This is a genomic window from Streptococcus sp. HMSC076H09, from assembly GCF_001811765.1.
GTDB lineage: Bacteria > Bacillota > Bacilli > Lactobacillales > Streptococcaceae > Streptococcus > Streptococcus agalactiae.
Genome location: NZ_KV806586.1, coordinates 26,940 through 53,011 on the forward strand (window position 1 = coordinate 26,940; position 26,072 = coordinate 53,011).

Annotated in this window: 23 protein-coding genes, 1 other RNA gene and 2 pseudogenes; 3 read left to right on the top strand and 23 right to left on the bottom strand. The window is 35.9% G+C overall.

Annotated elements, in window-relative coordinates; translation table 11 throughout:
- Positions 1-52: 52 nt before the first annotated feature.
- The 5 genes and pseudogenes from HMPREF2818_RS00135 to HMPREF2818_RS00155 form a co-directional block, all read right to left on the bottom strand.
- The gene (locus HMPREF2818_RS00135) at positions 53-757 is read right to left on the bottom strand and encodes a TMEM175 family protein (RefSeq protein ID WP_001168920.1); all 705 of its coding nucleotides are present in this window, start codon (positions 755-757) and stop codon (positions 53-55) included.
- Between the two features lie 49 nt (positions 758-806).
- Positions 807-1,397 carry a response regulator transcription factor gene (locus HMPREF2818_RS00140; protein ID WP_000772043.1) on the bottom strand — a complete coding sequence of 197 codons (591 nt, stop codon included), beginning with the start codon at positions 1,395-1,397 and terminating at the stop codon, positions 807-809.
- A 1-nt stretch (position 1,398) separates the two neighbouring features.
- Positions 1,399-2,121: pseudogene (locus HMPREF2818_RS00145) on the bottom strand (sensor histidine kinase); the annotation flags it as partial.
- Position 2,122: 1 nt separating this feature from the next.
- A pseudogene (locus HMPREF2818_RS00150) lies at positions 2,123-2,602 on the bottom strand (ATP-binding cassette domain-containing protein); the annotation flags it as partial.
- Between the two features lie 128 nt (positions 2,603-2,730).
- The gene (locus HMPREF2818_RS00155; protein WP_000481839.1) at positions 2,731-4,338 is read right to left on the bottom strand and encodes a ribonuclease Y; all 1,608 of its coding nucleotides are present in this window, start codon (positions 4,336-4,338) and stop codon (positions 2,731-2,733) included.
- 188 nt (positions 4,339-4,526) lie between these two features.
- Here HMPREF2818_RS00155 and HMPREF2818_RS00160 point away from each other — a divergent pair, with 188 nt between their 5' ends.
- Positions 4,527-5,009, top strand: a complete 483-nt coding sequence (locus HMPREF2818_RS00160) for an S-ribosylhomocysteine lyase (RefSeq protein WP_000159885.1) — start codon at positions 4,527-4,529, stop codon at positions 5,007-5,009.
- A 224-nt stretch (positions 5,010-5,233) separates the two neighbouring features.
- Here the strand turns inward: HMPREF2818_RS00160 and HMPREF2818_RS00165 are convergent, their stop codons facing one another.
- From HMPREF2818_RS00165 to HMPREF2818_RS00185, 5 genes are all read right to left on the bottom strand, one after another.
- Positions 5,234-6,697: a cell division site-positioning protein MapZ family protein gene (locus HMPREF2818_RS00165; protein WP_001287863.1), complete on the bottom strand. Its 1,464-nt coding sequence runs from the start codon at positions 6,695-6,697 to the stop codon at positions 5,234-5,236.
- Between the two features lie 12 nt (positions 6,698-6,709).
- Positions 6,710-7,864, bottom strand: coding sequence for a THUMP domain-containing class I SAM-dependent RNA methyltransferase (locus HMPREF2818_RS00170; protein ID WP_000664851.1), 1,155 nt, complete (start codon positions 7,862-7,864; stop codon positions 6,710-6,712).
- 82 nt (positions 7,865-7,946) lie between these two features.
- An RNA gene (rnpB, locus tag HMPREF2818_RS00175) (RNase P RNA component class B) lies at positions 7,947-8,315 on the bottom strand.
- A gap of 18 nt (positions 8,316-8,333) precedes the next feature.
- Positions 8,334-8,666: a cell division regulator GpsB gene (gpsB, locus tag HMPREF2818_RS00180; protein ID WP_000146543.1), complete on the bottom strand. Its 333-nt coding sequence runs from the start codon at positions 8,664-8,666 to the stop codon at positions 8,334-8,336.
- Between the two features lie 120 nt (positions 8,667-8,786).
- Positions 8,787-9,305 (bottom strand): SLOG family protein, encoded by a 519-nt coding sequence (locus tag HMPREF2818_RS00185; protein ID WP_000843099.1) that lies wholly within the window; start codon positions 9,303-9,305, stop codon positions 8,787-8,789.
- 74 nt (positions 9,306-9,379) lie between these two features.
- On the opposite strand from HMPREF2818_RS00185, the gene recU reads away from it, so the two are divergent.
- A complete protein-coding gene (gene recU / locus HMPREF2818_RS00190; RefSeq protein WP_000248791.1) occupies positions 9,380-9,979 on the top strand; it encodes a Holliday junction resolvase RecU in 600 nt (199 codons plus the stop codon).
- On the top strand, positions 9,966-12,206 hold the full coding sequence (pbp1a, locus tag HMPREF2818_RS00195; protein ID WP_000628380.1) for a penicillin-binding protein PBP1A: 2,241 nt from the start codon (positions 9,966-9,968) through the stop codon (positions 12,204-12,206). Before recU ends, pbp1a begins: the two co-directional genes overlap by 14 nt.
- Positions 12,207-12,252: 46 nt before the next feature.
- Here the strand turns inward: pbp1a and pepC are convergent, their stop codons facing one another.
- The 13 genes from pepC to rsmH all read right to left on the bottom strand — a co-directional run bounded on the left by pepC (position 12,253) and on the right by rsmH (position 26,057).
- Entirely contained in the window at positions 12,253-13,587 is a 1,335-nt protein-coding gene (gene pepC / locus HMPREF2818_RS00200; protein WP_001293157.1) for an aminopeptidase C, read from the bottom strand.
- Between the two features lie 112 nt (positions 13,588-13,699).
- A complete protein-coding gene (gene nadE / locus HMPREF2818_RS00205) occupies positions 13,700-14,521 on the bottom strand; it encodes an ammonia-dependent NAD(+) synthetase (RefSeq protein ID WP_000174853.1) in 822 nt (273 codons plus the stop codon).
- The gene (locus HMPREF2818_RS00210) at positions 14,518-15,978 is read right to left on the bottom strand and encodes a nicotinate phosphoribosyltransferase (protein ID WP_000276178.1); all 1,461 of its coding nucleotides are present in this window, start codon (positions 15,976-15,978) and stop codon (positions 14,518-14,520) included. Before HMPREF2818_RS00210 ends, nadE begins: the two co-directional genes overlap by 4 nt.
- A 155-nt stretch (positions 15,979-16,133) precedes the next feature.
- Positions 16,134-17,048: a thioredoxin-disulfide reductase gene (gene trxB / locus HMPREF2818_RS00215; protein ID WP_000272351.1), complete on the bottom strand. Its 915-nt coding sequence runs from the start codon at positions 17,046-17,048 to the stop codon at positions 16,134-16,136.
- A 68-nt stretch (positions 17,049-17,116) separates the two neighbouring features.
- Complete coding sequence (locus tag HMPREF2818_RS00220) at positions 17,117-17,341, bottom strand: DUF4059 family protein (protein ID WP_000478229.1); 225 nt, start codon at positions 17,339-17,341, stop codon at positions 17,117-17,119.
- Between the two features lie 121 nt (positions 17,342-17,462).
- Entirely contained in the window at positions 17,463-18,206 is a 744-nt protein-coding gene (locus tag HMPREF2818_RS00225) for an amino acid ABC transporter ATP-binding protein (protein ID WP_000593862.1), read from the bottom strand.
- On the bottom strand, positions 18,206-19,009 hold the full coding sequence (locus HMPREF2818_RS00230; RefSeq protein WP_001071294.1) for an amino acid ABC transporter permease: 804 nt from the start codon (positions 19,007-19,009) through the stop codon (positions 18,206-18,208). Before HMPREF2818_RS00230 ends, HMPREF2818_RS00225 begins: the two co-directional genes overlap by 1 nt.
- Before the next feature lie 94 nt (positions 19,010-19,103).
- Complete coding sequence (locus HMPREF2818_RS00235; protein ID WP_000473474.1) at positions 19,104-19,916, bottom strand: amino acid ABC transporter substrate-binding protein; 813 nt, start codon at positions 19,914-19,916, stop codon at positions 19,104-19,106.
- A gap of 137 nt (positions 19,917-20,053) precedes the next feature.
- A complete protein-coding gene (locus tag HMPREF2818_RS00240; protein ID WP_000008551.1) occupies positions 20,054-21,397 on the bottom strand; it encodes a DEAD/DEAH box helicase in 1,344 nt (447 codons plus the stop codon).
- A gap of 97 nt (positions 21,398-21,494) precedes the next feature.
- Positions 21,495-22,505: a phospho-N-acetylmuramoyl-pentapeptide-transferase gene (gene mraY / locus HMPREF2818_RS00245; protein ID WP_000480019.1), complete on the bottom strand. Its 1,011-nt coding sequence runs from the start codon at positions 22,503-22,505 to the stop codon at positions 21,495-21,497.
- Position 22,506: 1 nt separating this feature from the next.
- Positions 22,507-24,765, bottom strand: coding sequence for a penicillin-binding protein PBP2X (gene pbp2X, locus HMPREF2818_RS00250; protein ID WP_000142546.1), 2,259 nt, complete (start codon positions 24,763-24,765; stop codon positions 22,507-22,509).
- A gap of 3 nt (positions 24,766-24,768) precedes the next feature.
- Entirely contained in the window at positions 24,769-25,095 is a 327-nt protein-coding gene (gene ftsL / locus HMPREF2818_RS00255; RefSeq protein WP_000180568.1) for a cell division protein FtsL, read from the bottom strand.
- Between the two features lie 14 nt (positions 25,096-25,109).
- Complete coding sequence (gene rsmH / locus HMPREF2818_RS00260; protein ID WP_000180264.1) at positions 25,110-26,057, bottom strand: 16S rRNA (cytosine(1402)-N(4))-methyltransferase RsmH; 948 nt, start codon at positions 26,055-26,057, stop codon at positions 25,110-25,112.
- Between the last annotated feature and the right edge of the window lie 15 nt (positions 26,058-26,072).

Consider the following 26,072-nt stretch of genomic DNA (forward strand, 5'->3'; position numbering starts at 1 on the left):
AGTTTCTTCTCATTAGTTTAACAAAAAGAAACCTTTTTTTCAAGGTCTCCTATTATTTTTTATAGAGTCTTTTTACCCCACCTATTCCACTACTTGAATTAGTAAAATCCTCAGGAACTCTCTCTCCAATTTGGATAAAAAGCTTGATATAAGAGGGTGCCTCAATGCCCTTTTTAGCATAGTATTTTCCTGCTCTAGAGCGACGCCAAAACATAAAGAGCGGTATGACTAAATATGCAAATATCCCTACCTCAGGTAGAAAATAAGCAAGGATAATAATGATAAAGCGAACCACAACTGAACGAATGGCAAAAGTTGTCATGACTTTTATAACCCGCTCTTTCAATTCACTAGGAATGGTCACTAAATCATAACTTGCCAAATGAATCCGAATAATGTCTGATGTGAGACCAACTAATAACGTTAAGAGTCCATAAGCCATAACAGCAAAATTATGATTCTCAAAAGAAATCATAAATTTAGTAAAGAGAGGAATCAAACAAATACCTAGGTGTTCAATGATATCAAGAGCTATAATTTCATCATTAGTCTTTTGAGCATCTAGGCTATTTTGTGCCCTTTCGTACCAAAAATTAAAAACAACAACAAAGCTAACAATAAATAAACCTATGTTCCGTGTAAAGTCACCAATATCACCCATCGTAGCCGGAGTTTTTATCTCCAAAACTAAAATCGTCATAGCAATGGCCAAAATTGCATCACTAAGCGTATCAAAACGTTCTTTAAATTTTTGCATACATATATCCCTCTTAATACATTATGGCATCTCGACTGGAAAAAAACTATCACAGCCAATCCTTTTCTCGTGCTATTTTAAGTGCCTCCAAACGATTATTAACTCCTAATTTATCAAAAATATTTGACGTGTAATTACGAACTGTACCATTCGATAAAAATAAAGTGCATGCAATTTCTTTGCTGGTCTTCCCTTGAGCAATTAGGGAAAGAATTTTTATTTCTTGCTCACTCAAAGGATTAGATATAACGTTTTCCATTAATTCAGGCGAATATTCTTTACCCCCAGATAAAACTTTTTGAATCGTTTTCATCAAATCAGCTACTGAGCGGTCTTTCAAAACATAAGCATCTACATTTGAACGAATAGCCCTTTGGAAATAACCTGACCGCTTAAAGGTTGTTACAATTATGACCTTAACATTCTGGTATTTTCTAACCCACTCTAAGACATCTAAACCTGATAATATCGGCATCTCAACATCCAATATTGCAACATCTATGGCTTTATTGGATAAAATGGCAATAGCTTCTTCACCATTTCCAGCTTGATCAATAGTAGAAACACTTTCTTCCATCAAAAGTAATTGGCACATAGCGTCTCGTAGCATGGACTGATCCTCAGCAACAAGTAATTTCATCTTATACCTCTTTCAATACCACCTGAATATGAGTTGGTTTACTTCGAGACAAAATCGTTAGTGTCCCTTCAACGATAGTTAATCTCTCTTGAATACTATGCAACTCATCTCCGTCAAGGTTTGTAAAACCACAACCATTATCAATCATCTCAATATTTATAGTAGCACCTTGCCTTACTAAACTCAACTCCACGCTATCAGCTTCAGCATGCTTAACAATATTATTGGATAATTCCTTTAATATCATTGTGATTGTAGATTGTGTTACTGGACTTAGTTGTGACGTCTCTAACTTATTAACAACTGTTAACTTGATGTTAGATAATTGAAACAAGCGGTACAACTCATCAATTTCTTCCACTACTGTACGATACTTGAGGTTAGAAACAATTTGACGGACCTCACTCATCGATTGATGACTAATATGATTTAATTCTGATAGTTCTTTTTGTACCTTATCATAGTTCCTTTTTTCTAACAACTTTAACGCTAGTTCTGTCTTTAGTGTCATCATAGCAAATGTATGTCCTAAACTATCATGCAAATCACGCCCTATACGGTTACGTTCATTTTCAGCTGACAAAATATTGATATACTGATTTTGCTCTGCAATTTTTTCTCTTTGTTCTTCACTATTTCTATTTTCAATAGCAATCCACATGTAACCGATACAAAAAATAGGAACAATTAGAAACGTGATTCTATCACCAAAGTCTGATAACTTATCCGGAAGTAGGTTCATCTAAAAATAGTAATTGGGGCTTACCAACCAAAGTTAAAACAAAAGCTAAAAGTCGTTTTTGCCCTCCAGATAAAGTCTCTGTAAATTGTTGCAAGTGCGCATCACTCCACTGTAGATAGTCTAAAATCAAAGACATTGGCAGCACTTCTGGAAATAAACACCTTTGGAAATCAATGAGTTCTCTCACTGTAAACTTTGAGGGCAATACATTTTCTTGCGGTAAGATGGCCATCTTATATTTTAACCTATTGTGGTGTGCAGGCAGATTAAAAATCGTCAATGCTCCTGAAGAAATACTAATATCACCTAATAAAGTTGACATCAGAGTTGTTTTCCCTGCACCATTAGGTCCAATCAATGCTACACATTGGTTAGAAGCTATACTAAATGATATATCTTCTAAAATCGTTTTTTGCCCGATGCTTTTAAATATATGATCAACCTTAATTATATCTTTTGCCATTTGGTTCTCCTTTACTATAATCATAGTATAAAAAATCAGAACTAAACTTTTTAGATATTTTTGTCATTTCAAAATATGACAAATGTCAACTCTATAACAAAAGGAGAGCTAACAAGCTCTCCTTTTGACTATTTTGCAAAATCAACAGCTCGCATTTCACGAATAACTGTTACCTTAATATTACCTGGATAATCCAAGTTTTGTTCGATTTTTTCACGTACCTTATGCGACATAATAACTACTTGATCATCAGAAACTTTACCAGGTTGTACCATGATACGAATTTCACGTCCGGCTTGAAGTGCAAAGGCATTTTGCACTCCCTCAAAGCCATTAGCAATTTCTTCTAAATCACGCAGACGTTTGATATAATTTTCCATTGACTCATTACGCGCACCTGGTCGTGCTGAACTAAGAGCGTCTGCAGCAGCAACAATTACTGCAATAACGCTGTCAGGTTCTACATCACCATGGTGGCTTGCAATAGTATTAACAACAATCGGATGCTCTTTGTACTTACGAGCAAATTCCATACCAATTTCAACGTGACTGCCTTCAACTTCGCGATCAATAGCTTTCCCCATATCATGGAGGAATCCAGCCCGACGAGCTAAATCAACATTTTCTCCTAGTTCTCCAGCCAAAATACCTGCAAGTTTACCAACTTCAACTGAATGACGAAGTACATTTTGACCATATGATGTACGGAACTGCAAACGTCCCATAATTTTTATCAAATCAGGATGCAGATTTGGTGCACCAATCTCATAAGCTGCTGCCTCACCATACTCACGGATACGTTGATCCATTTCCAAACGATTTTTTTCAACCAACTCTTCAATACGAGCTGGATGGATACGTCCATCTTGAATCAAAGATTCTAAAGTCATACGAGCAATTTCACGACGAATGGGGTCGAAACCTGATAAGACAACGACTTCTGGCGTATCATCTATGATAACATCAATACCTGTCAAACTTTCCAGAGTACGAATATTACGTCCTTCACGACCAATGATACGTCCCTTCATATTATCATCAGGGAGATGAACAGTTGTAATTGTTTGTTCAGTAACATATTCACCAGCTAAACGTTGCATAGCTTGGGCTAGCAAGTCTTTTGCGATCTTATTTGATCGATCTTTTACTTCACGTTCTGCTTCTTTAATACGTGTCGCAATATCATGAGCTAAATCTTTTTCGGTATCAGCTAAAATGATATCTTTAGCTTCTTCTTGACTAAGCTCTGCGATGCGTGACAATTCTTCTACTTTTTTTGTTTCTAAAGTAGCAATTTCCTGTTCGCGCTCATTAATATGTCTAGATTTATCGGTTAGACTTTGTTCTTTGCTATCTAACATTTTTTCTTTGTTAGATAGATTTTCATCTTTACGATCAAGAGATGATGCACGATCTGTTAAACGTGCCTCCATCTGTTTCAACTCTTGTCTATCAGATTTAAATTCCTTTTCGATCTCTTCACGATATTTTCTAGCCTCTTCTTTTGCTTCTAAAAGTAATTCTTTTTGGTGAGCTTTACTTTCACGTTCCGCTGCTTTACGGATGTGTTCTGCTTCAATTTCTGCTTTACCACGTAAATCAACGGCATCTTGTTCTGCATTTAAAAGAGTTAGTTCTGCAGCTTCTTTTGATGATTTCATTTTCATTGAGATAGCCACATAACCAATAATCAAACCAATGAGTGCACAAACCATTGCTAATATAATATTAAACATGTTTATACCTCAATTTTTTTCTAGATTTCATATAGAAAGTCCACTTTTAAGTTTATCATAAAAAAGGCGTTTTCACAATTTAAAATTATAGACATTTATGATATGATTAGAATGTTATTTAAAGGGATTAGGAGAAATTTTCAACATCTCCTTTAGTCTCTAGAATGTAATACAAAAGGAGAAAACTTATGACAAAAGAAGTTGTCGTAGAGAGTTTTGAATTAGATCACACCATCGTTAAAGCACCCTACGTTCGTTTAATTTCAGAAGAAGTTGGACCGGTCGGAGACATCATTACTAACTTTGATATCCGCCTTATTCAGCCTAATGAAAATGCTATTGATACTGCTGGTTTACATACTATCGAGCACCTTCTGGCGAAGTTAATCCGCCAACGAATTAATGGTTTGATTGATTGTTCTCCTTTTGGTTGTAGAACTGGTTTTCACATGATTATGTGGGGAAAACAGGATGCTACTGAAATTGCTAAAGTCATCAAATCTAGTCTAGAGGCTATTGCTGGTGGGGTCACTTGGGAAGACGTTCCTGGAACAACCATTGAATCTTGTGGAAATTATAAAGACCACAGTCTCCACTCTGCTCAAGAATGGGCGAAATTAATTCTTTCCCAAGGAATTTCTGACAATGCTTTTGAGCGCCACATTGTCTGATCTAATAAAAAATAAAAGTCAACTTTTGGAATTCCAAAAGTTGTCCTATTAATTTAAACAAAGGATTTTGTTCTGTATCATAGAGAGCAAAATCCTTTTAATTTTTCCCTAATATCCTCATAGCAGTCGTAGACATCTAAATGCGAATACAAAAAACACCCTAATCGTTAGACTGATTTTCTAACTTTTAGGGTGTAGACAAAAAACTGGTTTTGTTCTTTATATTAATAATCTAAACTATCAGCTCTTCCAGGAGCGTTACCTACAAAGTAACCTGTCTTGGCATTGATAGAGAACAAATAAGTGCCATCTGATTTAAACATATTGTAATAACCATTACCATTGATAATATTTACAGGTTCAAGAATATAGTTATTTCCAGAGAAATAGCCTCGCGCCTGTGAAGTGGCCACGATTTTCTCTAATACTCCTGGGTTAAATATCCAGGCAGGATTTCCTGTATCCGCAATAGCAGCATTATTATACGGTACTCGGCTACGGTTACGTTCCAAATTACCTGATGCAGTGCCAGCTGCCTGATTATTTATTGTAGCAGCTGATGAGGAAGATTGACCGTTAGTTACGTTTGGTTGTTCAGTTGTTTGAGTGTCTGAAACCTTATTAGACGAAGCCTGTTCTTCGGATTGTTTTACCTGATTACGACCAGTTGAAACGATGGAGTGAAGTAAACTATCTAGACTAGCATTACCAGTATTAAGAGTTTTACTATCTAAAGAGTCAAAATTCGCTCCATCTTTTACTTCTAATTTTTCACTCTTCTTACCATCAACTACAGCAGGCGACTTAAACTTGTCGTTAACAGCTTTAACAGCATCAATTTGACGTTTTAGACTATCAAATTTAACTTTTACTTTACCGTAGTATTTAGTTCCTTTTAAAGCATCAACTTTCTTTTCTAATTCTGACAATTTATCAAATTCGCTATTTTTGAGTTGGGTTTTCTTATCATCAACAAAAAAGTTAGCATAAGCTTTGTTGAAATTATCTAAGTTCTGACTAGCTTTTTTATCTTCTTCTGATGAAGTCGTCGTAGCCTTAGAACTAGAACTTTGACTTGTTGCAGTTTGAGAATTTGTCGAATTATTATTCTTGAAATAGTTGTAACCAAAGATTGCTACTATTAGAAGTAAAATAAGAGCAATCAATGTTCCTACGATACCTCCACGCTTCCTAGAAGAGGATTTATACTCCTCTGAATCAGCAATAGTCGAATCTGGTTCTGTTGCAGTTGGTTCTGCTTCCGTAATCAGAGGGGGAACTGGGGTTACACTATTTTCTTGTTCTTGTGAAGATTCTTCTTTAGGTGAGACAGCATTAGCTTCTGTATCTTGTTCTTGAGAGACTGAATTATCCAACTTTTTAGAAAGCTCTTCTGCAGCTAACATCGCTGATAATTCTTCGCGCTGTTTCTTGATAAAATCATCTAAAGATGCCGTATCGAGGTTTGCAAAATCGCTTGATTTTGTCTCAAATTTTTGTGAAGCTACTTCATCACGATGTTGTTTGATGTATTTATCAAGAATACTATCTTCTTCGGTAATACCAGCCTTAATTTCAGAATCTTTTCTAACAGCCTCTTCTACTGTCATTTCTTTAGCATCTTTAAATTCAAGACCATCAGTTTCTTTTTCTGGTTCAAAAAATGGGTGTTTTTGATCTTCTGACATGAGTTCTCCCCGTTATTTTACTTGACGTCTCACACGTTCACCGTAATATTGGTACAAATCAACTTTTAAAGTACCATTGTAAAGCTTACGTTTTTTATCAGCTTGTGAGCCGTATTTTTTTTCAAATCCTTCGTCACTAGTTAGGATAAACTTGCTCCAAGTTTTTAAAGGCGCAAATGTTTGTCCCATCTCATTATACAAAATGTCCACTGCTTTGTCATCCAGGAGTCGTTCACCATATGGTGGGTTGGAGATAATAACACCGTTAATTTTATCTGTTTTTAAATCTTGAAGACGCATTTGTTTCAATTTGATAACATCTCCAAGTCCTGCTTCTTCTGCATTTTTTCTAGCAATTTCTACCATACGACCGTCTAAATCAAAACCTGAAATATCTAAATCAATATCATAGTTTGCTTTACTCTCAGCTTCATCACGAACCTTTTGTACTTGACTTTGATCTACCCATGGCCACGCCTCAAAGGCAAAATCACGATTAAAACCAGGAGCTATATTCATTCCAATCATAGCAGCTTCAATACAAAAAGTACCTGAACCACAAGTTGGATCAATCAATGGCTTATCAGGGAACCAATTAGATAATTGAATAATAGCTGCTGCCATGTTTTCTTTAATTGGTGCACCACCTTTTTCTGCACGGTAGCCACGTTTGAAGAGACTTGATCCAGTCGTATCAATCATGACAGTCGCTTTATCTTTTAAAATAGAAACTTCTATTTTAAATTCAGCTCCATTTTCTTGTAAGGGAACTCCTTCAGGACGGTGAAAGACTTTTTGAAGTTTCTTAGCAACAGCTTTTTTAGAAATGGCTTGTACACTAGGTTCATTGTGCAATTTTGACTTGACACACTTTGCTTTAGCAATAGGAAATTTTGCCCCTAACGGTAAATAATTTTCCCAGTCAAGGCCATATACACCCTGAAAAAGTTCCTCAAAAGTACGTGCTGGAAACTCTCCTACAATAATCTTTATACGATCGGCAGCTCGTAGCCATAGGTTCGTTTCAATGATTGTTTTGATATCTCCGTGGAAACGGACTCTACCGTTCTCAACTTGGCAGTCAATTCCTAGGTTTCTGATTTCTCTACCAACAATGGCTTCTAAACCAGCAGCAGCAGTTGCTATTAATTTGAATGATTCTTTCATTTTTCCTCTTTTACACTATCGTATTCATCACAGTTAAAAATTGGCTGAGATGTTATCTCAGCCACTAACCTATTATGCAATTTTCTATAAGCCATGTTTTGTTCCAGAAACAACTAGGAATTGTTTCTTTCGATAATCATCTGTCTACTGCAAAGCAGTCAGGATAGATTGTTCTCATTCCAACTATCCCATGCCCCTACCAAAGTTTGGGTTGCTAGCTTGAGGGGTTTACCGCGTTCCACTTTCTAGATTTCCCTAGAAACTACGTCACTGTGGCACTTTCAAAGCTATTCAGGCATATCCAAAGACTTAGCCCTTTTGCTTGCCGTAAGATAGCTAGCTATCTCCCTAGGCTTATTTTTTCGCCTAGCACAAACACTACTGGCATCACAGCCAGTGCTAGCATGGACTTTCCTCATAGTATATCAATACTACGCGATTATCCAAAAATTGCATATTTGAGAAATCTTTATTCTCTAATTTGTCTTCCAAAAACTTCTTTCTCAAGGCGGCTAATGCGTTTTAAAATATCAAAATTGGTTGCAGATTGGGCAATCGGTTTTTGATTATACATAGCTGTCCCTGAATTTCTTACATTTGAAGCTTCCCTTTCTTTTTTGTCTAAAGCTTGTTGTAGACGTCTATTTTCCATTTGGAGCTTCTCAATTTGCTCAAGATAATTTTCGTAATCTTTGATGACATCATCCAGAAATACATCGACTTCTTTCTTGTCATATCCCCGCATACTAACTTTAAAATCTTGCTCAAAAATATCTTTTGGGCTATAAATAATACTTGCCATTCTATTCTCCAAACCAGTCAAATCGTTTTAATATAAGTCCTATCCTTTATATCAAAGTAAATAATACCTAAATTAAATGGAAAAATCAAGCGTAAAACGTTCTCATATCCGAAAAAACGATCATTCCTCATATATTTCATTTAAGCGATCAAAAGTTAGGAAAGAAATATCATAAGCTTCCTTTTTTTTCATCATTTCTAGCAAAAATTTTAAATTAGTTTCATTTTCAGAATCATAAAAAAGATATGCACCTTGTGTGTTGTTAATGAGAAAATGATTGTATTGTTTAAATTGACCCGGGTTTTCATAGCTTGGGAAAGTATATTTAACAAAGTCAACTTGCTTAAAGAGTGCCAACTTAGCTTTATTAGCCTCATTCCAATTTTGGCCATGGTTCTCAAAGGTAAAAATTGTCGCAATTTGAAAATCATATTCTTTTTGTAAATCAAGAGCAACTTCCAAAGCCCAGTACTCAAACCCTAAATTTCCCATAAAAATAAACCAGTCTGCCCCATTTTCCAAGAAGCGTCTAAAATCCTTATCAATAGCCTTTTTTATAATAGTAATCCGAGGATCCTTATCCTGGAAAATCCCTAATTCAAAATTTTTGTAACCTGTTACAAGAATAGTTGACTTCATTTGTTGTCCATCCTAATTTTATGGTATAATAGTTTTGCTTATCTTAGCATTTTATTTGTAATGCAAGGAGAAAAATGGTTAACTATCCACATCAGCTTATTCGGAAAACAACAGTTACAAAATCAAAGAAAAAGAAAATCGATTTTGCCAACCGTGGTATGTCATTTGAAGCTGCTATCAATGCAACCAATGACTACTATTTGTCTCACGAATTAGCTGTCATTCATAAGAAACCAACGCCAGTACAAATCGTCAAGGTAGATTATCCTAAACGTAGTCGTGCTAAGATTGTAGAAGCTTATTTTAGACAAGCTTCTACTACTGATTATTCTGGTGTTTACAAAGGTTACTATATTGACTTTGAAGCCAAAGAAACCCGGCAGAAAACTGCTATGCCTATGAAAAATTTTCATGCTCACCAAATAGAGCACATGGCAAATGTATTACAGCAAAAAGGGATTTGCTTTGTCTTGCTTCATTTTTCCACACTTAAGGAAACCTATCTACTCCCTGCTCATGAGTTAATTTCATTTTATCAGATTGATAAAGGCAATAAATCAATGCCTATTGATTATATCAGAAAAAATGGATTTTTCGTAAAGGAGAGTGCCTTTCCTCAAGTCCCTTACTTAGATATTATTGAAGAAAAATTATTAGGCGGTGATTACAATTAAAAAGGAATCTGTTATCAAACTATTGAAGTATGCTTTTGGCATTATAATGGGATTTATTATCTTAACTATTGTAATAGGTGGGCTCCTATTTGCATACTACGTTAGTCGTTCTCCGAAATTAACCGATCAAGCTTTAAAATCCGTTAACTCTAGTTTGGTTTATGATGGTAATAATAAACTTATTGCCGATTTAGGCTCAGAAAAGCGTGAAAGTGTTAGTGCGGATAGCATTCCACTAAATTTGGTTAACGCTATCACTTCTATCGAAGATAAACGTTTCTTTAAACATAGAGGTGTCGATATTTATCGTATTTTAGGTGCAGCTTGGCATAATCTTGTTAGTAGTAATACGCAAGGTGGTTCAACCCTTGATCAACAGTTGATTAAACTGGCTTACTTTTCTACCAATAAATCTGACCAAACGTTAAAACGTAAATCACAGGAAGTTTGGCTTGCGCTTCAAATGGAGCGTAAATACACCAAAGAAGAAATTCTTACTTTCTATATTAATAAAGTTTATATGGGAAATGGTAATTATGGTATGAGAACGACAGCTAAATCATACTTTGGTAAAGACCTAAAGGAATTATCTATTGCACAACTTGCTTTGCTCGCTGGTATTCCTCAAGCACCTACACAATATGACCCTTATAAAAACCCAGAATCTGCTCAAACAAGACGTAATACCGTTCTTCAGCAGATGTATCAAGATAAAAACATTTCTAAAAAGGAATACGACCAAGCTGTTGCAACTCCAGTAACTGATGGCTTAAAAGAATTAAAGCAAAAATCTACTTATCCAAAATATATGGATAACTACTTAAAACAAGTTATTAGTGAAGTTAAACAAAAAACTGGTAAAGATATCTTTACTGCTGGGCTAAAAGTGTATACTAATATCAACACTGATGCACAAAAACAACTATATGACATCTACAACAGTGACACTTACATCGCTTATCCAAACAATGAATTACAAATAGCATCTACCATCATGGATGCGACTAATGGTAAAGTCATTGCACAATTAGGCGGGCGTCATCAGAATGAAAATATTTCATTTGGGACAAATCAATCTGTCTTAACAGACCGCGATTGGGGTTCTACAATGAAACCTATCTCAGCTTATGCACCTGCTATTGATAGTGGTGTCTATAATTCAACAGGTCAATCATTAAACGACTCAGTTTATTACTGGCCTGGTACTTCTACTCAACTATATGACTGGGATCGTCAATATATGGGTTGGATGAGTATGCAGACCGCTATTCAACAATCACGTAACGTGCCTGCTGTCAGAGCGCTTGAAGCCGCTGGATTAGACGAAGCAAAATCTTTCCTTGAAAAATTAGGCATATACTATCCAGAAATGAACTATTCAAATGCTATTTCAAGTAACAACAGTAGCAGTGATGCAAAATATGGTGCAAGTAGTGAGAAAATGGCAGCGGCTTACTCGGCTTTTGCAAACGGCGGAACTTACTATAAGCCGCAATATGTTAATAAAATTGAATTTAGCGATGGAACCAATGATACTTATGCAGCGTCTGGTAGCCGTGCGATGAAAGAGACTACTGCCTACATGATGACGGATATGCTGAAAACAGTACTAACATTTGGTACTGGTACTAAAGCAGCTATCCCTGGTGTTGCACAAGCTGGTAAGACTGGTACTTCCAACTATACGGAAGATGAGTTAGCTAAAATTGAAGCAACTACTGGTATCTACAATAGCGCCGTTGGTACAATGGCTCCTGATGAAAACTTTGTCGGCTATACTTCTAAGTACACAATGGCAATTTGGACTGGTTATAAAAATCGCCTTACACCACTTTATGGTAGCCAACTGGATATTGCTACTGAGGTTTATCGTGCAATGATGTCCTACCTAACTGGCGGATACAGTGCAGATTGGACAATGCCAGAAGGGCTCTATCGAAGCGGAAGCTACTTGTATATCAATGGGACAACTACAACCGGCACTTACTCTTCTTCTGTCTATAAGAATATCTATCAAAATTCTGGACAGTCAAGTCAAAGCAGTAGTTCAACATCCTCTGAGAAACAAAAAGAGGATAAGAATACAGCAAATGATGCCAATTCATCATCCCCACAAGTCGAAACACCTAATAATGGTAATGCTACTACCCCTAATAATTCTAATCAAACTGTGCCAGGAACTGGACATGGTAATGGTAACAGCAATACAGCACCTAACGGTAATTAAAAAAACTGGATAATATATCCAGTTTTTTAATTTATAATTACTATTACTAATTAGCTAGTGCTCCCATCGGATCCCACGGCGCTAAAGTAATTGGCTCTGCGTTGTAAGCCTCTAATTCTTCTTTAGTAAGCAATTCTTTACGAACGACTATTTGGTAAGTATATTCATCCATCCAAGCATCTGAAGCTACAAAATAACCATCCTTACCAACTTTCTCTCCCCAAGAGTTCTCAACTTTCCATTTTAAAGGTTGTCCAGATTCATCAAGGTCTACTCCCGTTAAGACCATAGCATGTGTCATTAAACTTTCACTATAATCTAGGCGGCCCGCTTTGTCTTGGCTAAGTTTAATATCCATAGATGAATTAAAATCATAAGTCGTAGTTGCTAGGATACCCTTTTGACGATTTGATACTTGACCTACGTCTGAACCAAACCACACAGTTTCTCCTGATTTCATTTGCGCAATCGCTAACTCTTTAAACCGTTTCATATCAAGGTTTAAATATTTAACAGCTGGCCCTCCGACAACATTTCCAAGCATCTCAACTGTATAGGATTGTCCATAAGGCTTATCTACAGTTGGAGCATTGATAATAGAAACATAATCTGATAGGTCAAGATTAACATATTTTTGATAAAATGCTTTCGGTGTAATATTTTTATCAGACTGATAATGATTGTCTTTATCACGATAAGCAAAATCAAAAGATTGCGGTGGCAAGCCAAGGTTCATTGCTAAAAAGTTAAAAATTTCTTGAAGCAATTCTTCCTTTTTATTTTGAACAGTTGCCCCATCTGCTCCCTGTGCTATTAATTCTCGTAGAATCTGTGCATCTTGGCGTAAGAGTTTATTCAAATATTGATTTAGTTCACGACTAGCACTTGATGAAACAGATTCAGGATAAACTGTTTTAGGAACGACACCATATTTCTCAAACAGAGCAACCACCATGTCCCATTGTCCGCCATCTTGTTGAGGTACATCTAATAGGAATTTCACCTTACGACTACTCAATTCCTGATTTGCAGTCGCAATAATTTGTTCCATAAACCAATTTGATTTTTCATACTTATCCCAGAAAAATGTATGTGCCTGAGATAATTCAAAGTTCTCGAGTTTAAAATCTGAAATCAGTTTATGACGAAATGTGTTCAGTGCAGCAAACATCCAGCAACGTCCTGATTGTTTCTGATTAGAGACTTCATCTTTGGTCAAATCAATTGAAAAGACATAGTCGTTCTCAATCTCACTTTGACGTGTCTCTAGAGACTTCAATAAACCATTGTGAGTTACTGCATTTTCAATAGCGCTAAATTTTGTATTTGCTTGGTAATCAGCAAATAACTTATCTGTAAATGTTTGAGTTAATTCTGACATAAATTCCTCCTTTTATACTTAGCTACTATTATAAACATTCTGAATATTTCTGCAAGTCTGAAAGTAATTTATTAGAGAAACAAAAATAGCTAGAATATTCTAGCTATTTTTCTTATTTCCAGAAATCATCAAAAATTGTGATTGGAAGATGACGTTTATGTTGACCCTTATACCACCAATTTTCAATGATATCTCGAGACTTGTCCGAAACTACCTTCCCTTCAAGATAAGCATCAATTTCTTGGTAGGTTACTCCAAGTGCTATTTCATCAGCGATTCCTGGTTTATTTTCTTCTAAATCTGCGGTTGGAATCTTTTCGTACAAGGCTTTATCAGCACCAAGTTCAGCTAATAACTGTTTTCCCTGACTTTTATTAAGTCTAAAGAGGGGTAATAAATCAGCACCTCCATCACCAAATTTGGTGAAAAAACCTGTAATATTTTCTGCAGCATGATCAGTACCAATAACCGCTCCAGCATATTGACCTGCAACTGCATATTGACTAATCATTCTTTGACGAGCTTTAATATTTCCTTTATTAAAGTCTGTAATCTCTACTCCTGCTGCATTAAGAGCTCTAACTTGGCCATCAACAGCTTCTTTAATATTAATGGTCAAAGCAATATCTGGCTTGATAAAATCTAATGCTTTTTGTGCATCTTCTTCATCGGCCTGAATACCATATGGTAAACGAATAGCTATAAATTGATAGTTTTCCCCTGTATCAGCACGCAACTCTTCAACTGCTAGTTGAGCTAGACGTCCTGCTAAAGTTGAATCTTGCCCCCCTGAAATACCCAGTACATAGGTCTTTAGAAAACTATGTTTTAATAGATAGTCTTTTAAAAATTCTACGGAACGACGGATTTCTTGACTTGGATTAATAACAGGTTTTACACCGAGTTCTTTGATAATTTGATCTTGCAAAGTCATCTTACTTCTCCTTTTGCCAAAGCTTCTTTACGGATACGATCAATCAGGTCCATTTTATTTTGCCAAACATCGCGTGCCAAATCAACTGGGTAATCCTGTGGATTCAGAACACGTTTATACTCATCCCAAAGCTGATCAAATTCTTTGCGTCCGTACTCTTGAATTTCTTGAAGACTTGGTAATTGATAAACTAATTTCCCTTTGTCAAAGATATCTACCAGTAAGGGTACTGCGTCAAAATCACGGACTGTTTTATTGATATAAGTATAAGTTGGATGAAACATGTCAATTTCATCTAATTGTGTCACATCAGTGTCTGCAAATGTGATGTAATCACCCTCAGATTTCCCTTTAGCTCGACTGGTGATACGCCAAACTTGCTTTTTCCCAGGTGTTGATACTTTTTCAGCATTGTTTGATAGTTTAATTGTATCTCGCATACTACCGGCGTCAGTCTCAATAGAAACAATTTTATAAACAGCACCTAGCGCAGGCTGATCATAGGCTGTAATTAATTTTGTCCCGACACCCCAAACATCAATTTTAGCTTTTTGCATTTTTAGGTTGAGGATTGTATTTTCATCTAGATCATTCGAAGCATAAATCTTTGCATTAGGAAAACCGGCGTCATCTAACTGCTGACGAACTTTCTTAGACAAATAAGCTAAATCACCTGAATCAAGGCGAACTCCCAAGAAGTTAATCTTTTCGCCCATCTCTTTTGCAACTCGAATAGCATTAGGCACCCCTACACGAAGGGTATCATAAGTATCCACTAAAAAGACGCAATCTTTATGAGTTTCTGCGTAAGCTTTAAATGCCTGGTAATCATCGCCATAAGTTTGAACTAAAGCATGTGCATGCGTTCCTGATACTGGAATATTAAAGATTTTACCAGCACGAACATTGCTTGTTGCGTTAGCACCACCAATAATCGCTGCCCTAGTACCCCAAATGGCTGCATCCATTTCTTGAGCACGTCGTGTCCCAAACTCTAATAGCGGTTCATCTTCAATAACAGAACGAATACGAGCTGCTTTTGTAGCAACAAGTGTCTGGTAGTTGATGATATTTAAAATCGCTGTCTCTACTAACTGACATTGTGCTAAAGGACCTTCAATTTGAACTAATGGTTCATTAGCAAATACAAGGTCACCTTCCTTGGCTGATTTGACAGTCAGTTCCATTTTTAAATTTTTTAAGTAATCTAAAAATTCTTCAGGATAACCTAACTCTTCTAAATAGGATAAATCACTATCAGAAAAACTCAGATTTTCTAAATAACGAACAATACGCTCTAAACCTGCAAAAACAGCATAACCATTTTCAAATGGAACCTTGCGAAAGTAAGCTTCAAACACCGCTTTTTTATTGTGAATACCTTTATTAAAATAAACTTGCATCATATTGATTTGATATAAATCAGTATGTAGTGTTAAACTATCGTCTTTATACATCAGACAATCTCCTTTTAATCATGAGCCTAGGATAAGGCTATATGTCTAACATTATAGCATATTTCTATCTCGGTAGTTCAGTTTATCACCTTACTTTCATGAAAATAAAAAGAAAGACTAATCGTTTTTCGATAGTCTTTTCTACTTTGTATTTCTTAGAAATGCTCAGTTATATAGTTATAGACACCCTGTCCAGCGATAGCACCTTCACCAACAGCAGTCGCAATCTGACGTAGGTCTTTTTGACGAACATCCCCAATAGCATATAGTCCTGGAATTGATGTTTTCATATTTGTATCAGTTAAGACCCAGCCAGTCTCATCCGTAATACCTAATTCTGATACCATGCTAGAATGTGGTTTCAAACCAACGTAAATGAAAACACCTCCGAAAGGCATCTCTGAGATTTCTCCAGTCTTTAGATTTTCAACAGTTACACCAGATACTTTAATCTCATTTCCTTTAATCTCTTTGACCACTGAATCCCATACAAATTTTATTTTTTCGTTAGCAAAAGCTCGGTCTTGAAGTACTTTTTGAGCTCTCAATTGATCACGTCGGTGAATAATAGTAACACTTTTAGCAAATTGAGTTAAGAAGACAGCTTCTTCAACAGCAGAATCACCGCCACCCACAACTAAAAGATCCTGATCACGGAAAAATGCACCATCACAAACCGCACAGTAAGAAACGCCACGACTAGTATATTCCTCTTCACCCGGAACTCCTAAAAGGCTGTTTTTAGCTCCGGTAGCAAGGATTACTGTTTTGGCTTCATACGATTCATCTTCGGTGATAACACGCTTTACATCACCATCGTTCTCAACTCTTTGAACTATACCATAAATATGCTCTACTTCAAATTTTTCCAACGGCTCATACATCTTCATTGATAATTCTGGACCTGAGATATGATCGTAGCCTGGATAGTTCTCAATTTCAGCAGTATTATTCATCTGTCCACCTGGAGCACCTTGTTCAATTAACCCAACTTTAAGGTTTGAACGTGCAGCGTAAAGCGCTGCTGTCATACCACCAGGACCTGAACCTATTATTAAAGTATCATACATTACTATTTCTCCTTTGAATCTTATGGTTTTATTCTATAGCAAAGCGTCTATATTTCCAACTAATCTGACTAAGCTTTTATCATTAAAATGATAGCTACAAATGCAAAGGCAAGTATTGGAGCTGTCATAAGAGCTATCAGAAGGACATCATAAAGAACAGATTGGCGTTCTCTAGCTGTTTTATCTATGTTTTTCTTGGCACGCCAAAAGACCCAAATTATACCAACTAAAATAACAGTTATGCTGGCAAGCCCTAAACCTTGTAAATAAACTTTTGCTATTTCTAAAAACATCTCTATCCAACAAGCGATTGTCAAAACATATCGCAGCTTTCTTATATACTTAGCCTAACTCAAGAATAATTAAAAATGAAGATTAGACATTCTAACCTTCATTATATCAAAATATTTTAGCTTATAGGTACGATTTGTTATAACTAGCGAAGAATTCTTTTGTACGTTCTTCTAAAGGATGGTTAAATAATTGTTCAGGCGTCCCAGACTCTAAAATACGACCTTTTTCCAAAAATAAAACTTTATCTGCTACTTGGTAAACAAAATTCATATCATGACTAACAAGTACCATGGTTTGCCCCTGCTTAGCAGCATCTGCAATAGATTTTTCAACTTCTCCAACTAATTCTGGATCAAGTGCTGATGTCGGTTCGTCTAAAAGAAGAACATCAGGTTTCATGGCTAATGCGCGTGCCAAAGCAACACGTTGTTTCTGTCCACCTGATAAATGTCTTGGATAATATTTTTCACGATCTGCAAGTCCGACCTTTGCCAGTTCGTCTCTTGCAATCCGTGTTGCCTCTTGATCTGACATCTTTTTGACAATTTTCAAACCTTCTTTTACATTATCCAAAGCTGTACGACGCTCAAATAGATTGAATTGTTGAAAAACCATGGCTAACTTACGGCGTAATGTTAGTATGTCATCTTTACTGATTGATTTAAAATCAACTTTAAAATCATCAATTTCAATTGTTCCATAATCAGGCTCTTCTAAATAATTCATACTACGAAGAAAGGTTGATTTTCCTGCACCTGAAGCACCTACTAGAGCAACAACTTGACCTTTTTCAATATCTAAATCAAGTTTGTCTAACACTTTTTGACCAGAAAATGATTTAGTCAATTGTCTCAATTTTATCATTAGCGTACTCCTCCTGGAATCTCATCAGTTAAATGGCGTGGAGCCTTAATTGCCATTTTTCGTTCAATAGCATTTCCCAATTGTTCAATTAAGAAACTAACCGCCCAGTAAACAAGTGCCACAGAGATATAACGTTCAAAATAGCGATAATCGCTACCACCCATAATTTGTGCTTGGGCAAACATTTCAACAATACCAGCATTAAAAGCTAAAGAGGTTCCCTTAGTTAGACCAATTAACGTATTTATCAAAGTAGGTGTTGCGACTACTGCTGCGTTTGGAATAATAACACGACGATAAACTTGCGCTGAGGTCATCCCTAAACTACGTGCTGCCTCAATTTCACCTTGATCAACCGACAAAATCGCCGCTCGTATAGTTTCACTTGTATAAGCCGCTTCATTAAAAGCAAATGCAGTAATAGCAAATACAGAAGCCGGTATAGCATTAATGTTCCAATCAAAACCATATTTTTGGTTTAAAAATTTCAAGAAAAGTGGAATTCCATAATAACTCAGCATTAATTGAACAAGTATTGGAGTCCCACGTAAAAAACTAACAAATAAAGCTTGAATCGGATATAAAATTTTGACACGGTTAATTTTCACTATTGCAAAAATCAAAGCTAAAATGAGTCCAAATAAGGCTCCTGCTACTGTCAATAATAGTGTTATGGGTAATCGCTCTAAAATTGAGGGTATTGCATCTAAAACAGCCTTCCAACTAAATAATTTCCCCGCTGGAACCTGACTAACCAAATTATTATACCAAGACCATCCACCCGTCAAGATAAATTGATTCATTCCTTCTACTTTCCTTTTCTAAACTTTCTTATCTTCGTTATTCTATCACGCAAACTCTGACATGTAAAAAGATAAAACTTATAGTCTCACTGATTTACTTATCAATGTTTGAAACGTAATCTCCACCGAAATATTGTTTACTTAAACGCGCCAAAGTACCATCTTCTTTCAAAACTTTAATACGCTTATTTATAAATTTCTGTAGAGTTTTACCTTTTTTATCTTTTGGTAAAAGGAGGTATTCTAATCCATCCTTATTATTACCAATTTTACCTTTCAAAGGAGAAACGCTTAAGTTTAATGATTGATCTTTTACAATATAGTCAGATGAAATGGCATCATATAGGATAAAGTCAATTTTCCCACTCTCAATATTTTTTAATCTGCTAGTAACACCAGTTGTCCCAGAAACATATTTGATTTTTATTGGTTTTTTATTAGGATGATTTTTATTCCAATTTTCTAGAACCTGTGCATAGTTAACGCCAGATAAAACTTCGGTTGATTTTCCAGAGAGGTCACTTAATGATTTGTAATGGCTCCCCTTCTTCCCTACTACGGCATAATTTGAACGGGATATAGGCTCTGAGAAGAGATATTTTTCTGCTCTTTCTTTATTGTATGAAAAATCATTAGCTGATAAATCAAATTTCCCTGCATCAATACCTGTTGAAATAGTATCAAAAGGAACTGTCTTGAAGGTTACTTTGTACTTACTACCTTTAAAAACAGCTTTGACAACATCAACATCATAACCTTTGAATTTCCCGTCTTTTTGATAAGTAAATGGTGCCGTGTCAGAATCTGTAGCTACTTTAAGTTCTACTTTCTCTGACGCCTGAACTGATACTGCTAGGCTGGCGGTTGCGACTATAGTTGCAATAGATAATATTATTTTTTTAAACATAAGAATTCTCCTAAAATATCATATTACTAGTCTAACACTCTAAAATCTATCTGTATAATAGTATTTCCTTATCAGGTGATAAAGATTTTATATCAATAAAAAAGCCTGAAACGAGCTGATTTCAGACTTTAATAATTTCAAAAACTTTGTTTTTTAGCTTTGCGCTCCGCACGCCCCTTAGCACGATTACTTGCTCTACGCTCTTTGCGACGCTTTTCATCAACTTTCCATTGAATTTTTTTCTTGTAACCTGGTTTTATTTTTTTCTTTTTCTTTTTCACAAGTCCAATCATTTCTGTATCTAATTTTTGATAGGACTTTTCACGGTTATTACGACGATCACGGTCGTATGTATCTTGAAATTCACCGTTCTTAATGACTTTAGGAATAAAATTAATACCTAGTTTTTCAAGTTCACGAATATCAGAATCGTCACTTGGCTGATATAAAGTTATAGCAGTACCAGATAAGCCATTACGGCCTGTGCGACCGACACGGTGGACAAAGAAAGATAGGTCTTGAGGTATGGCATCATTGATAACATGGCTAACACCTTCAATATCAATACCACGCGCTGCTAAATCTGTTGCAACGATATATTCAAATTCGAGGTTTTTAACCTGATTCATAATACGTTTACGTTCACGAGGTGCAATCCCACCATGAATTTTAGCTACTTTTAAGCCATTACTAGAAAGATACGAGTGTAATTCGTCTGCACGCTCTTTCGTATTAACAAATATCATTGCAAGGTAAGGCTGCATTAGTTTAGAGAGTTCCAAAATTTGTGCATTTTTATCACGTCCTTTAGTGGACAAAAGCCAGTTATCGATGGTATCAGTGATAACTGTTGCTGTTTTGATTTTTTCCATTACAGGATTGGTCAAATATTTCTTTAAAAATGGCTGTAATTTTTGTGGAATCGTTGCTGAAAAGACTAAAATTTGGACATCCTTGGGTAAAGACCCTGCAATCTTATCAACGGTATCAAGGAATCCCATATCCAGAGTCATATCTGCTTCATCAACCACAAAAGTATGCGCCTTATGAATAGCTAAATCACCTGACTTCACCAAATCATAAATACGTCCTGGGGTTCCAATGACAATATGAGGTTGGCTTACTTTCAACTTTTCAATTTGACGTAATTTGTCAGTACCACCAACATAGTTAACCACCCGTATTTCTTGCTCTGAATGCTCAGCAATTTGTTTAGTTGCCTGATAAATTTGTGTTGCCAACTCTCTACTTGGTGCAGTAATAACAACTTGAACATCATTACTACTTTCATCTAGCTTCTCAAAAATAGGAAGTAAAAAGGTGTGGGTTTTACCAGAACCAGTTTTCGATTCCCCCACAAGATCGCGGCCTGAACGAACAACTGGAATCAATTTAGCTTGAACATCAGTTGGATCGACGAATTTTAACTCATCGAGAGCCCTCTGAATGTATGGTTTAAAATTAAAATCTTTAAATGACATGTCTATTTCCTTACTATTATTATGTTCATTATACCATTAAAGGCTACAAGAAAGCAAAAGGGAATCTGGCAGTCCATACCACATCCCCTAATAAAGTTTAAAGATATAAAATAGCAAGTGTAATAGCGCTCATGAAAATACCAATAGCCCATAAAAAAGCATCTACTTTCCATTCGCTCCATTTATTACCTTTGCCAGACACACCACCTAATTCTAAATGGTGATGAAATGGTGTCATGCGGAAGATACGTTTCCCAACACCAGTTTTCTTCTTAGTATACTTAAAGTATGCTACTTGCAACATCACTGAAGACGTCTCAAAAACATAGACAAAGCCGATAAAAAGCAAGGTCCATTCCTGACGTAAGGCAATTGAAATGGCTGCTAACATAGCACCCAATGCAAGTGAACCAACATCTCCCATAAAGACTTTAGCTGGTTTATGATTAAAGACAAAAAAGCCAAGTAAAGCACCAATCATGATAACGATAATCAATAAAATATCAAATTGCGTTTGATTATAAGCAATGATTCCATAAGTAATCAAACTGATAACAACCGAAATAGAAGCTAGACCATCAATTCCATCTGTTAGGTTCACAGCGTTTGAAAAACCAACAACCCAGAAAAGAACAAAAAAAGCATATAAGTATCCTACTTCAAGGTTAAAACCAAAAATATTTATCGCAGATGTGCCACTTGGTAACACATGGACAAAATAAAAAATTAGACCCGCAATTAGTTGGAGCGACATTTTTTGCTTTGGAGTCAAGCCCTCATTGATTTGTTTAAAAATTTTCAAAAAATCATCTAAAAAACCAATAATTCCATAGATAAGAACAACAGATAAAATACCAAAAGTTGCACCTAAATTACCACTATTTTCTTTAGATAAAATAATACTAAAAATAAGTGAGACAAGAAGAGCAACAATCAAAAATACCGTTCCTCCCATTGTCGGCGTACCTGCTTTGGCTAGATGTTGTTTGACATCTTCATGCATTTGTTGCCCGCCAATTTTCTTCAATTGGTAAAACTTAATGAAGCGTGGAATGGCAATAACTGTCAGGACAAATGCTATGACACCTGCCATTATACTTAAAAACATGTTAATCTCCTATTGTAATTTTGATTTTTTTAATTTTATTGATGGATTTTCCAACATCAATACTTTGTTTTCTTACTTTACCTGAGGTTGAACCTTTATAGGTCACTTTTATACCTGTCCATTTAGCAAACTGTTCAACGTTTGCTTTAGACCAACCATACATATCAGGTAATTCAGTCAGTTTATTTGTTAATACTAGTAGCTGTTCATTCTCAGCAAGATTAGCTCCTGGTCTTTTAGATACTTTAGAAACTTTACTACCATTTCCTAAAATAATTGGCTGAACCAGATTACGACGTAATTCTTCCGCTACATGACCTGGATTTTCACCAACTATTTTTGATAGTTTATATTTTGTCTGATGTTCTGAGTCATTCAATCCCGGTTTTAATATCGTTTCTTTCATTGCTGTTGCTTGTTCTAAAACAGGATTAACAACATCTTTCCAGAATGTGATACTAAATTTTTCGGGTTGTTGGATGGTAACATACATGATGAAGTCAGGATTTTCCGATGGCACCATAGCCACAACTGAGTTAATAGTATCATTCTTTCCTTGCAGATAACCACCACCACCTTCCTGAGCTATTTGGGCAGTACCAGATTTTACTGCAACTGATTGATTGCCCACCTGAATAACTGGGGCACCTGCTGCATATAATGTACCATAATAAGGATCTGTCCCAACAGTAACCATATAATCACGTGTTTTACTAGCTGCTTCTTTGGAAATTGGTTTTCCAACAACTTCTTTTCGTGCTGTACGAGAAGTCCCTGTATTTGGATCATAAATACTGCTAATAAACTGTGGTTGTAACATAACACCATCATTCGAGATAGACGTAAATGCGCGCAACATTTGAACTTGCGTTACACCAATACCTTGACCAAATGAGCTCATAGCGATAGTTACTTCATTGTCAGATGGGAACAAACCTCCACTTTCATGAAGCATCCCAAAACGTGTTGGGTAACCAAATTTAAACTTAGAAAGATAGTTTAACCATTTATCTCGTCCCATTTTTTGTTCCAAGGTTACCATACCAACGTTACTGGAATGTGCAAACCCTTGTGGAAAAGTCATATAACTACCAGACGATAACCCTTCATTGACATCCCAATCTCGAATAACCGCATCTGCGATTTTATATTGTGCACTGTTATACACTTCAGTAGAGTTAAAATGCTTAGAATCAATTGCAGAAGCTAGAGTCATTACCTTCATTGTTGAACCAGGTTCAAAAAAATTATCATATAGTAGTGTGTTATAGGTACCCAAATTTTTCTTATCGTAACCTTTAAGGGTAGAAGGATTATAAGTAGGACGCTGACTCGTTGCTAGAATTTCTCCTGTTTTAGCGTTGACAACTGTAGCACTCGCAAATTTTCCTTTGGTTTTTTCTGCGAAAACATCCATCTGAGTCTCTAAAACAGTCTGAATAGGCTCTGATAAAGTTGTGTAGATATCCTTACCATTAACCGCCCTACGTTCTGTTGTTGCAGTACCTAAAAGAACATTCCCACTACGGTCTTTTTCGTATGTTACTTTACCATCAGTACCTGATAATACCTTGTTAAGTGCCGCTTCAAGGCCTGTATTACCAACTAATTTTTTTCCATCTCCATCATCCTGAGGAAGAGTAAATCCTATAAATTGTGAAGCAAATATCCCATTTGGATAAATACGCCCCGGACTGGTAGAAAAACCAATTCCTTTGATATCTGACTTTTCCATCGTTTTCTTGATGTCAGCCATCTTGGTATAAGACAATCCTGAACCTGAACTTCCAAAGGAAACTTGAAACAATTTTTTTTGATTGAGTTGTTTTAGGACAAGATTTTTCTTCATGCCCAATTTATTCTCTAAGATACTAGCTACTTTTTCATACTGAGAAGGTTGTACATATAGTTTTTGACCTGTAGCTGTCGTATAGTTCTTTGAGATAATAGCATAGAGACTATAGGTCGTAGCATCCTCAGCGATAGGATTTCCATTACGGTCGTAAATTGTCCCACGCTTCGCCTGTACTGTCATACTTTGTTGATAGACTTTCTTGGCTTCCTTGGATAAATTAACCCCAAATTTACTATCTGTACCAACGATGATGACAAAGTTAATGATAAAAATGAAAAATAGGAAAATGGTTAAAATCATCAAATTTTGACCTACTCTTTCCCTATTTTTCTGTGGCGAACGCCTATCTCTTATATGGATCACATAATCAAGGAAGATTTTTTTTAGCTTTTTAAAAAAAGTCACAGACTAGTCCACCTTCCGATAAATATTGTCGTTTTGAATTGTTAAACCAGCATCTTTAGCAATTTTAGTAATTCGATCACGATTAGAAAGCTCATTTACTTCTTGTTTAGCATTGTCAAATTCTGTCTGTTTATCGTTGATTTTACTATTTAATTGATTTACTTCTTGTTTAACTTGTAAACTATTACTTTGCAAGTAAATAATACCGACTGCCATGATAATAGCAGTAATTACAATAGCGCCATAAAAAGCTTTCTCAATGCGAGAGAAAGTCTTGATGTGACGTTGTAAAGTTTGTGTTACTGCTTCAGTTCGTTTTTCATTTGTCATAAGTTTCTTTCTTATTATCGAATACGACGCGCTACTCTCAATTTCGCTGAATGGGCACGATTGTTCGCTTCTAGTTCTTCTTGACTTGGTAAGATGGGTTTACGATTAACGAGCTCCATCTTAGGTTGTAAATCATCTGGTATAAAAGGAAGACCTTTAGGTACTTCTACTGTTGATGCTTCTTTAAAAAGTTGCTTAGTAAGACGATCTTCTAAAGAATGAAAAGTGATGACAGATATACGACCATCAACAGCTAATAAGTCCATTGCTTGTTGTATAGATTCATCTGCAGCTCCTAGTTCGTCATTGACTTCAATACGAATAGCTTGAAAAATTTGTTTAGCTGGGTGACCTTTTTTCTTCAGTTCTTTGGCAGATTTAGACGATTTGATAATCTCAGCCAATTCTGTTGTTGTAGATATTGGTTTTTCAGCTCGTACTTGCTCAATTTTTCGAGCAATTTGTTTTGAAAATTTATCTTCGCCATACTTAAAGAAAATCCTTACTAAATCATGATAACTATAAGTGTTCACAACGTCATAAGCTGTAAGGCTCTGCTCTCTATTCATTCGCATATCAAGGGGGGCATCTTGTTTATATGAGAAACCGCGTTCACGCTCGTCCAGCTGTGGGCTTGATACACCTAAATCATAGCAAATACCATTAATTTCCGACACTCCTAATGCTTTTAAGTTAGAAGATAGATTTCTGAAATTATCTTTGATAAAGGTTACTTGACCGGTATCCACATATTTCTTTAAACGTATATGAGCATTGTCAATAGCCTTCTGGTCTTGGTCAAATGCGTAAAGGTGCCCATCTGGGCCTAATTGTGAAAGAAGATATTCGCTGTGTCCTGCCCCACCTAAAGTAGCATCTACATAGATACCATCTGGCTTAATATCAAGCATATCCACAGTCTCGTGCAAAAGCACAGTAATATGATGAAAATCGTTTGTCATAACTTTAATTGTACC

Bases quoted from the DNA above. Each gene is read 5' to 3' on its own strand.
- HMPREF2818_RS00170 (WP_000664851.1), bottom strand. From the start codon at position 7,864: ATGAAAGAATCATTCAAATTAATAGCAACTGCTGCTGCTGGTTTAGAA.
- HMPREF2818_RS00225 (WP_000593862.1), bottom strand. From the start codon at position 18,206: ATGATAAAATTGAGACAATTGACTAAATCATTTTCTGGTCAAAAAGTG.
- HMPREF2818_RS00220 (WP_000478229.1), bottom strand. From the start codon at position 17,341: ATGTTTTTAGAAATAGCAAAAGTTTATTTACAAGGTTTAGGGCTTGCC.
- HMPREF2818_RS00210 (WP_000276178.1), bottom strand. From the start codon at position 15,978: ATGTATAAAGACGATAGTTTAACACTACATACTGATTTATATCAAATC.
- HMPREF2818_RS00235 (WP_000473474.1), bottom strand. From the start codon at position 19,916: ATGTTTAAAAAAATAATATTATCTATTGCAACTATAGTCGCAACCGCC.
- pepC (WP_001293157.1), bottom strand. From the start codon at position 13,587: ATGTCAGAATTAACTCAAACATTTACAGATAAGTTATTTGCTGATTAC.
- mraY (WP_000480019.1), bottom strand. From the start codon at position 22,505: ATGTTTTTAAGTATAATGGCAGGTGTCATAGCATTTGTCCTGACAGTT.
- HMPREF2818_RS00240 (WP_000008551.1), bottom strand. From the start codon at position 21,397: ATGTCATTTAAAGATTTTAATTTTAAACCATACATTCAGAGGGCTCTC.
- HMPREF2818_RS00230 (WP_001071294.1), bottom strand. From the start codon at position 19,009: ATGAATCAATTTATCTTGACGGGTGGATGGTCTTGGTATAATAATTTG.
- HMPREF2818_RS00185 (WP_000843099.1), bottom strand. From the start codon at position 9,305: ATGAAGTCAACTATTCTTGTAACAGGTTACAAAAATTTTGAATTAGGG.
- gpsB (WP_000146543.1), bottom strand. From the start codon at position 8,666: ATGGCAAGTATTATTTATAGCCCAAAAGATATTTTTGAGCAAGATTTT.
- nadE (WP_000174853.1), bottom strand. From the start codon at position 14,521: ATGACTTTGCAAGATCAAATTATCAAAGAACTCGGTGTAAAACCTGTT.
- HMPREF2818_RS00135 (WP_001168920.1), bottom strand. From the start codon at position 757: ATGCAAAAATTTAAAGAACGTTTTGATACGCTTAGTGATGCAATTTTG.
- HMPREF2818_RS00155 (WP_000481839.1), bottom strand. From the start codon at position 4,338: ATGTTTAATATTATATTAGCAATGGTTTGTGCACTCATTGGTTTGATT.
- HMPREF2818_RS00140 (WP_000772043.1), bottom strand. From the start codon at position 1,397: ATGAAATTACTTGTTGCTGAGGATCAGTCCATGCTACGAGACGCTATG.
- recU (WP_000248791.1), top strand. From the start codon at position 9,380: ATGGTTAACTATCCACATCAGCTTATTCGGAAAACAACAGTTACAAAA.
- HMPREF2818_RS00160 (WP_000159885.1), top strand. From the start codon at position 4,527: ATGACAAAAGAAGTTGTCGTAGAGAGTTTTGAATTAGATCACACCATC.
- trxB (WP_000272351.1), bottom strand. From the start codon at position 17,048: ATGTATGATACTTTAATAATAGGTTCAGGTCCTGGTGGTATGACAGCA.
- ftsL (WP_000180568.1), bottom strand. From the start codon at position 25,095: ATGACAAATGAAAAACGAACTGAAGCAGTAACACAAACTTTACAACGT.
- HMPREF2818_RS00165 (WP_001287863.1), bottom strand. From the start codon at position 6,697: ATGTCAGAAGATCAAAAACACCCATTTTTTGAACCAGAAAAAGAAACT.
- rsmH (WP_000180264.1), bottom strand. From the start codon at position 26,057: ATGACAAACGATTTTCATCATATTACTGTGCTTTTGCACGAGACTGTG.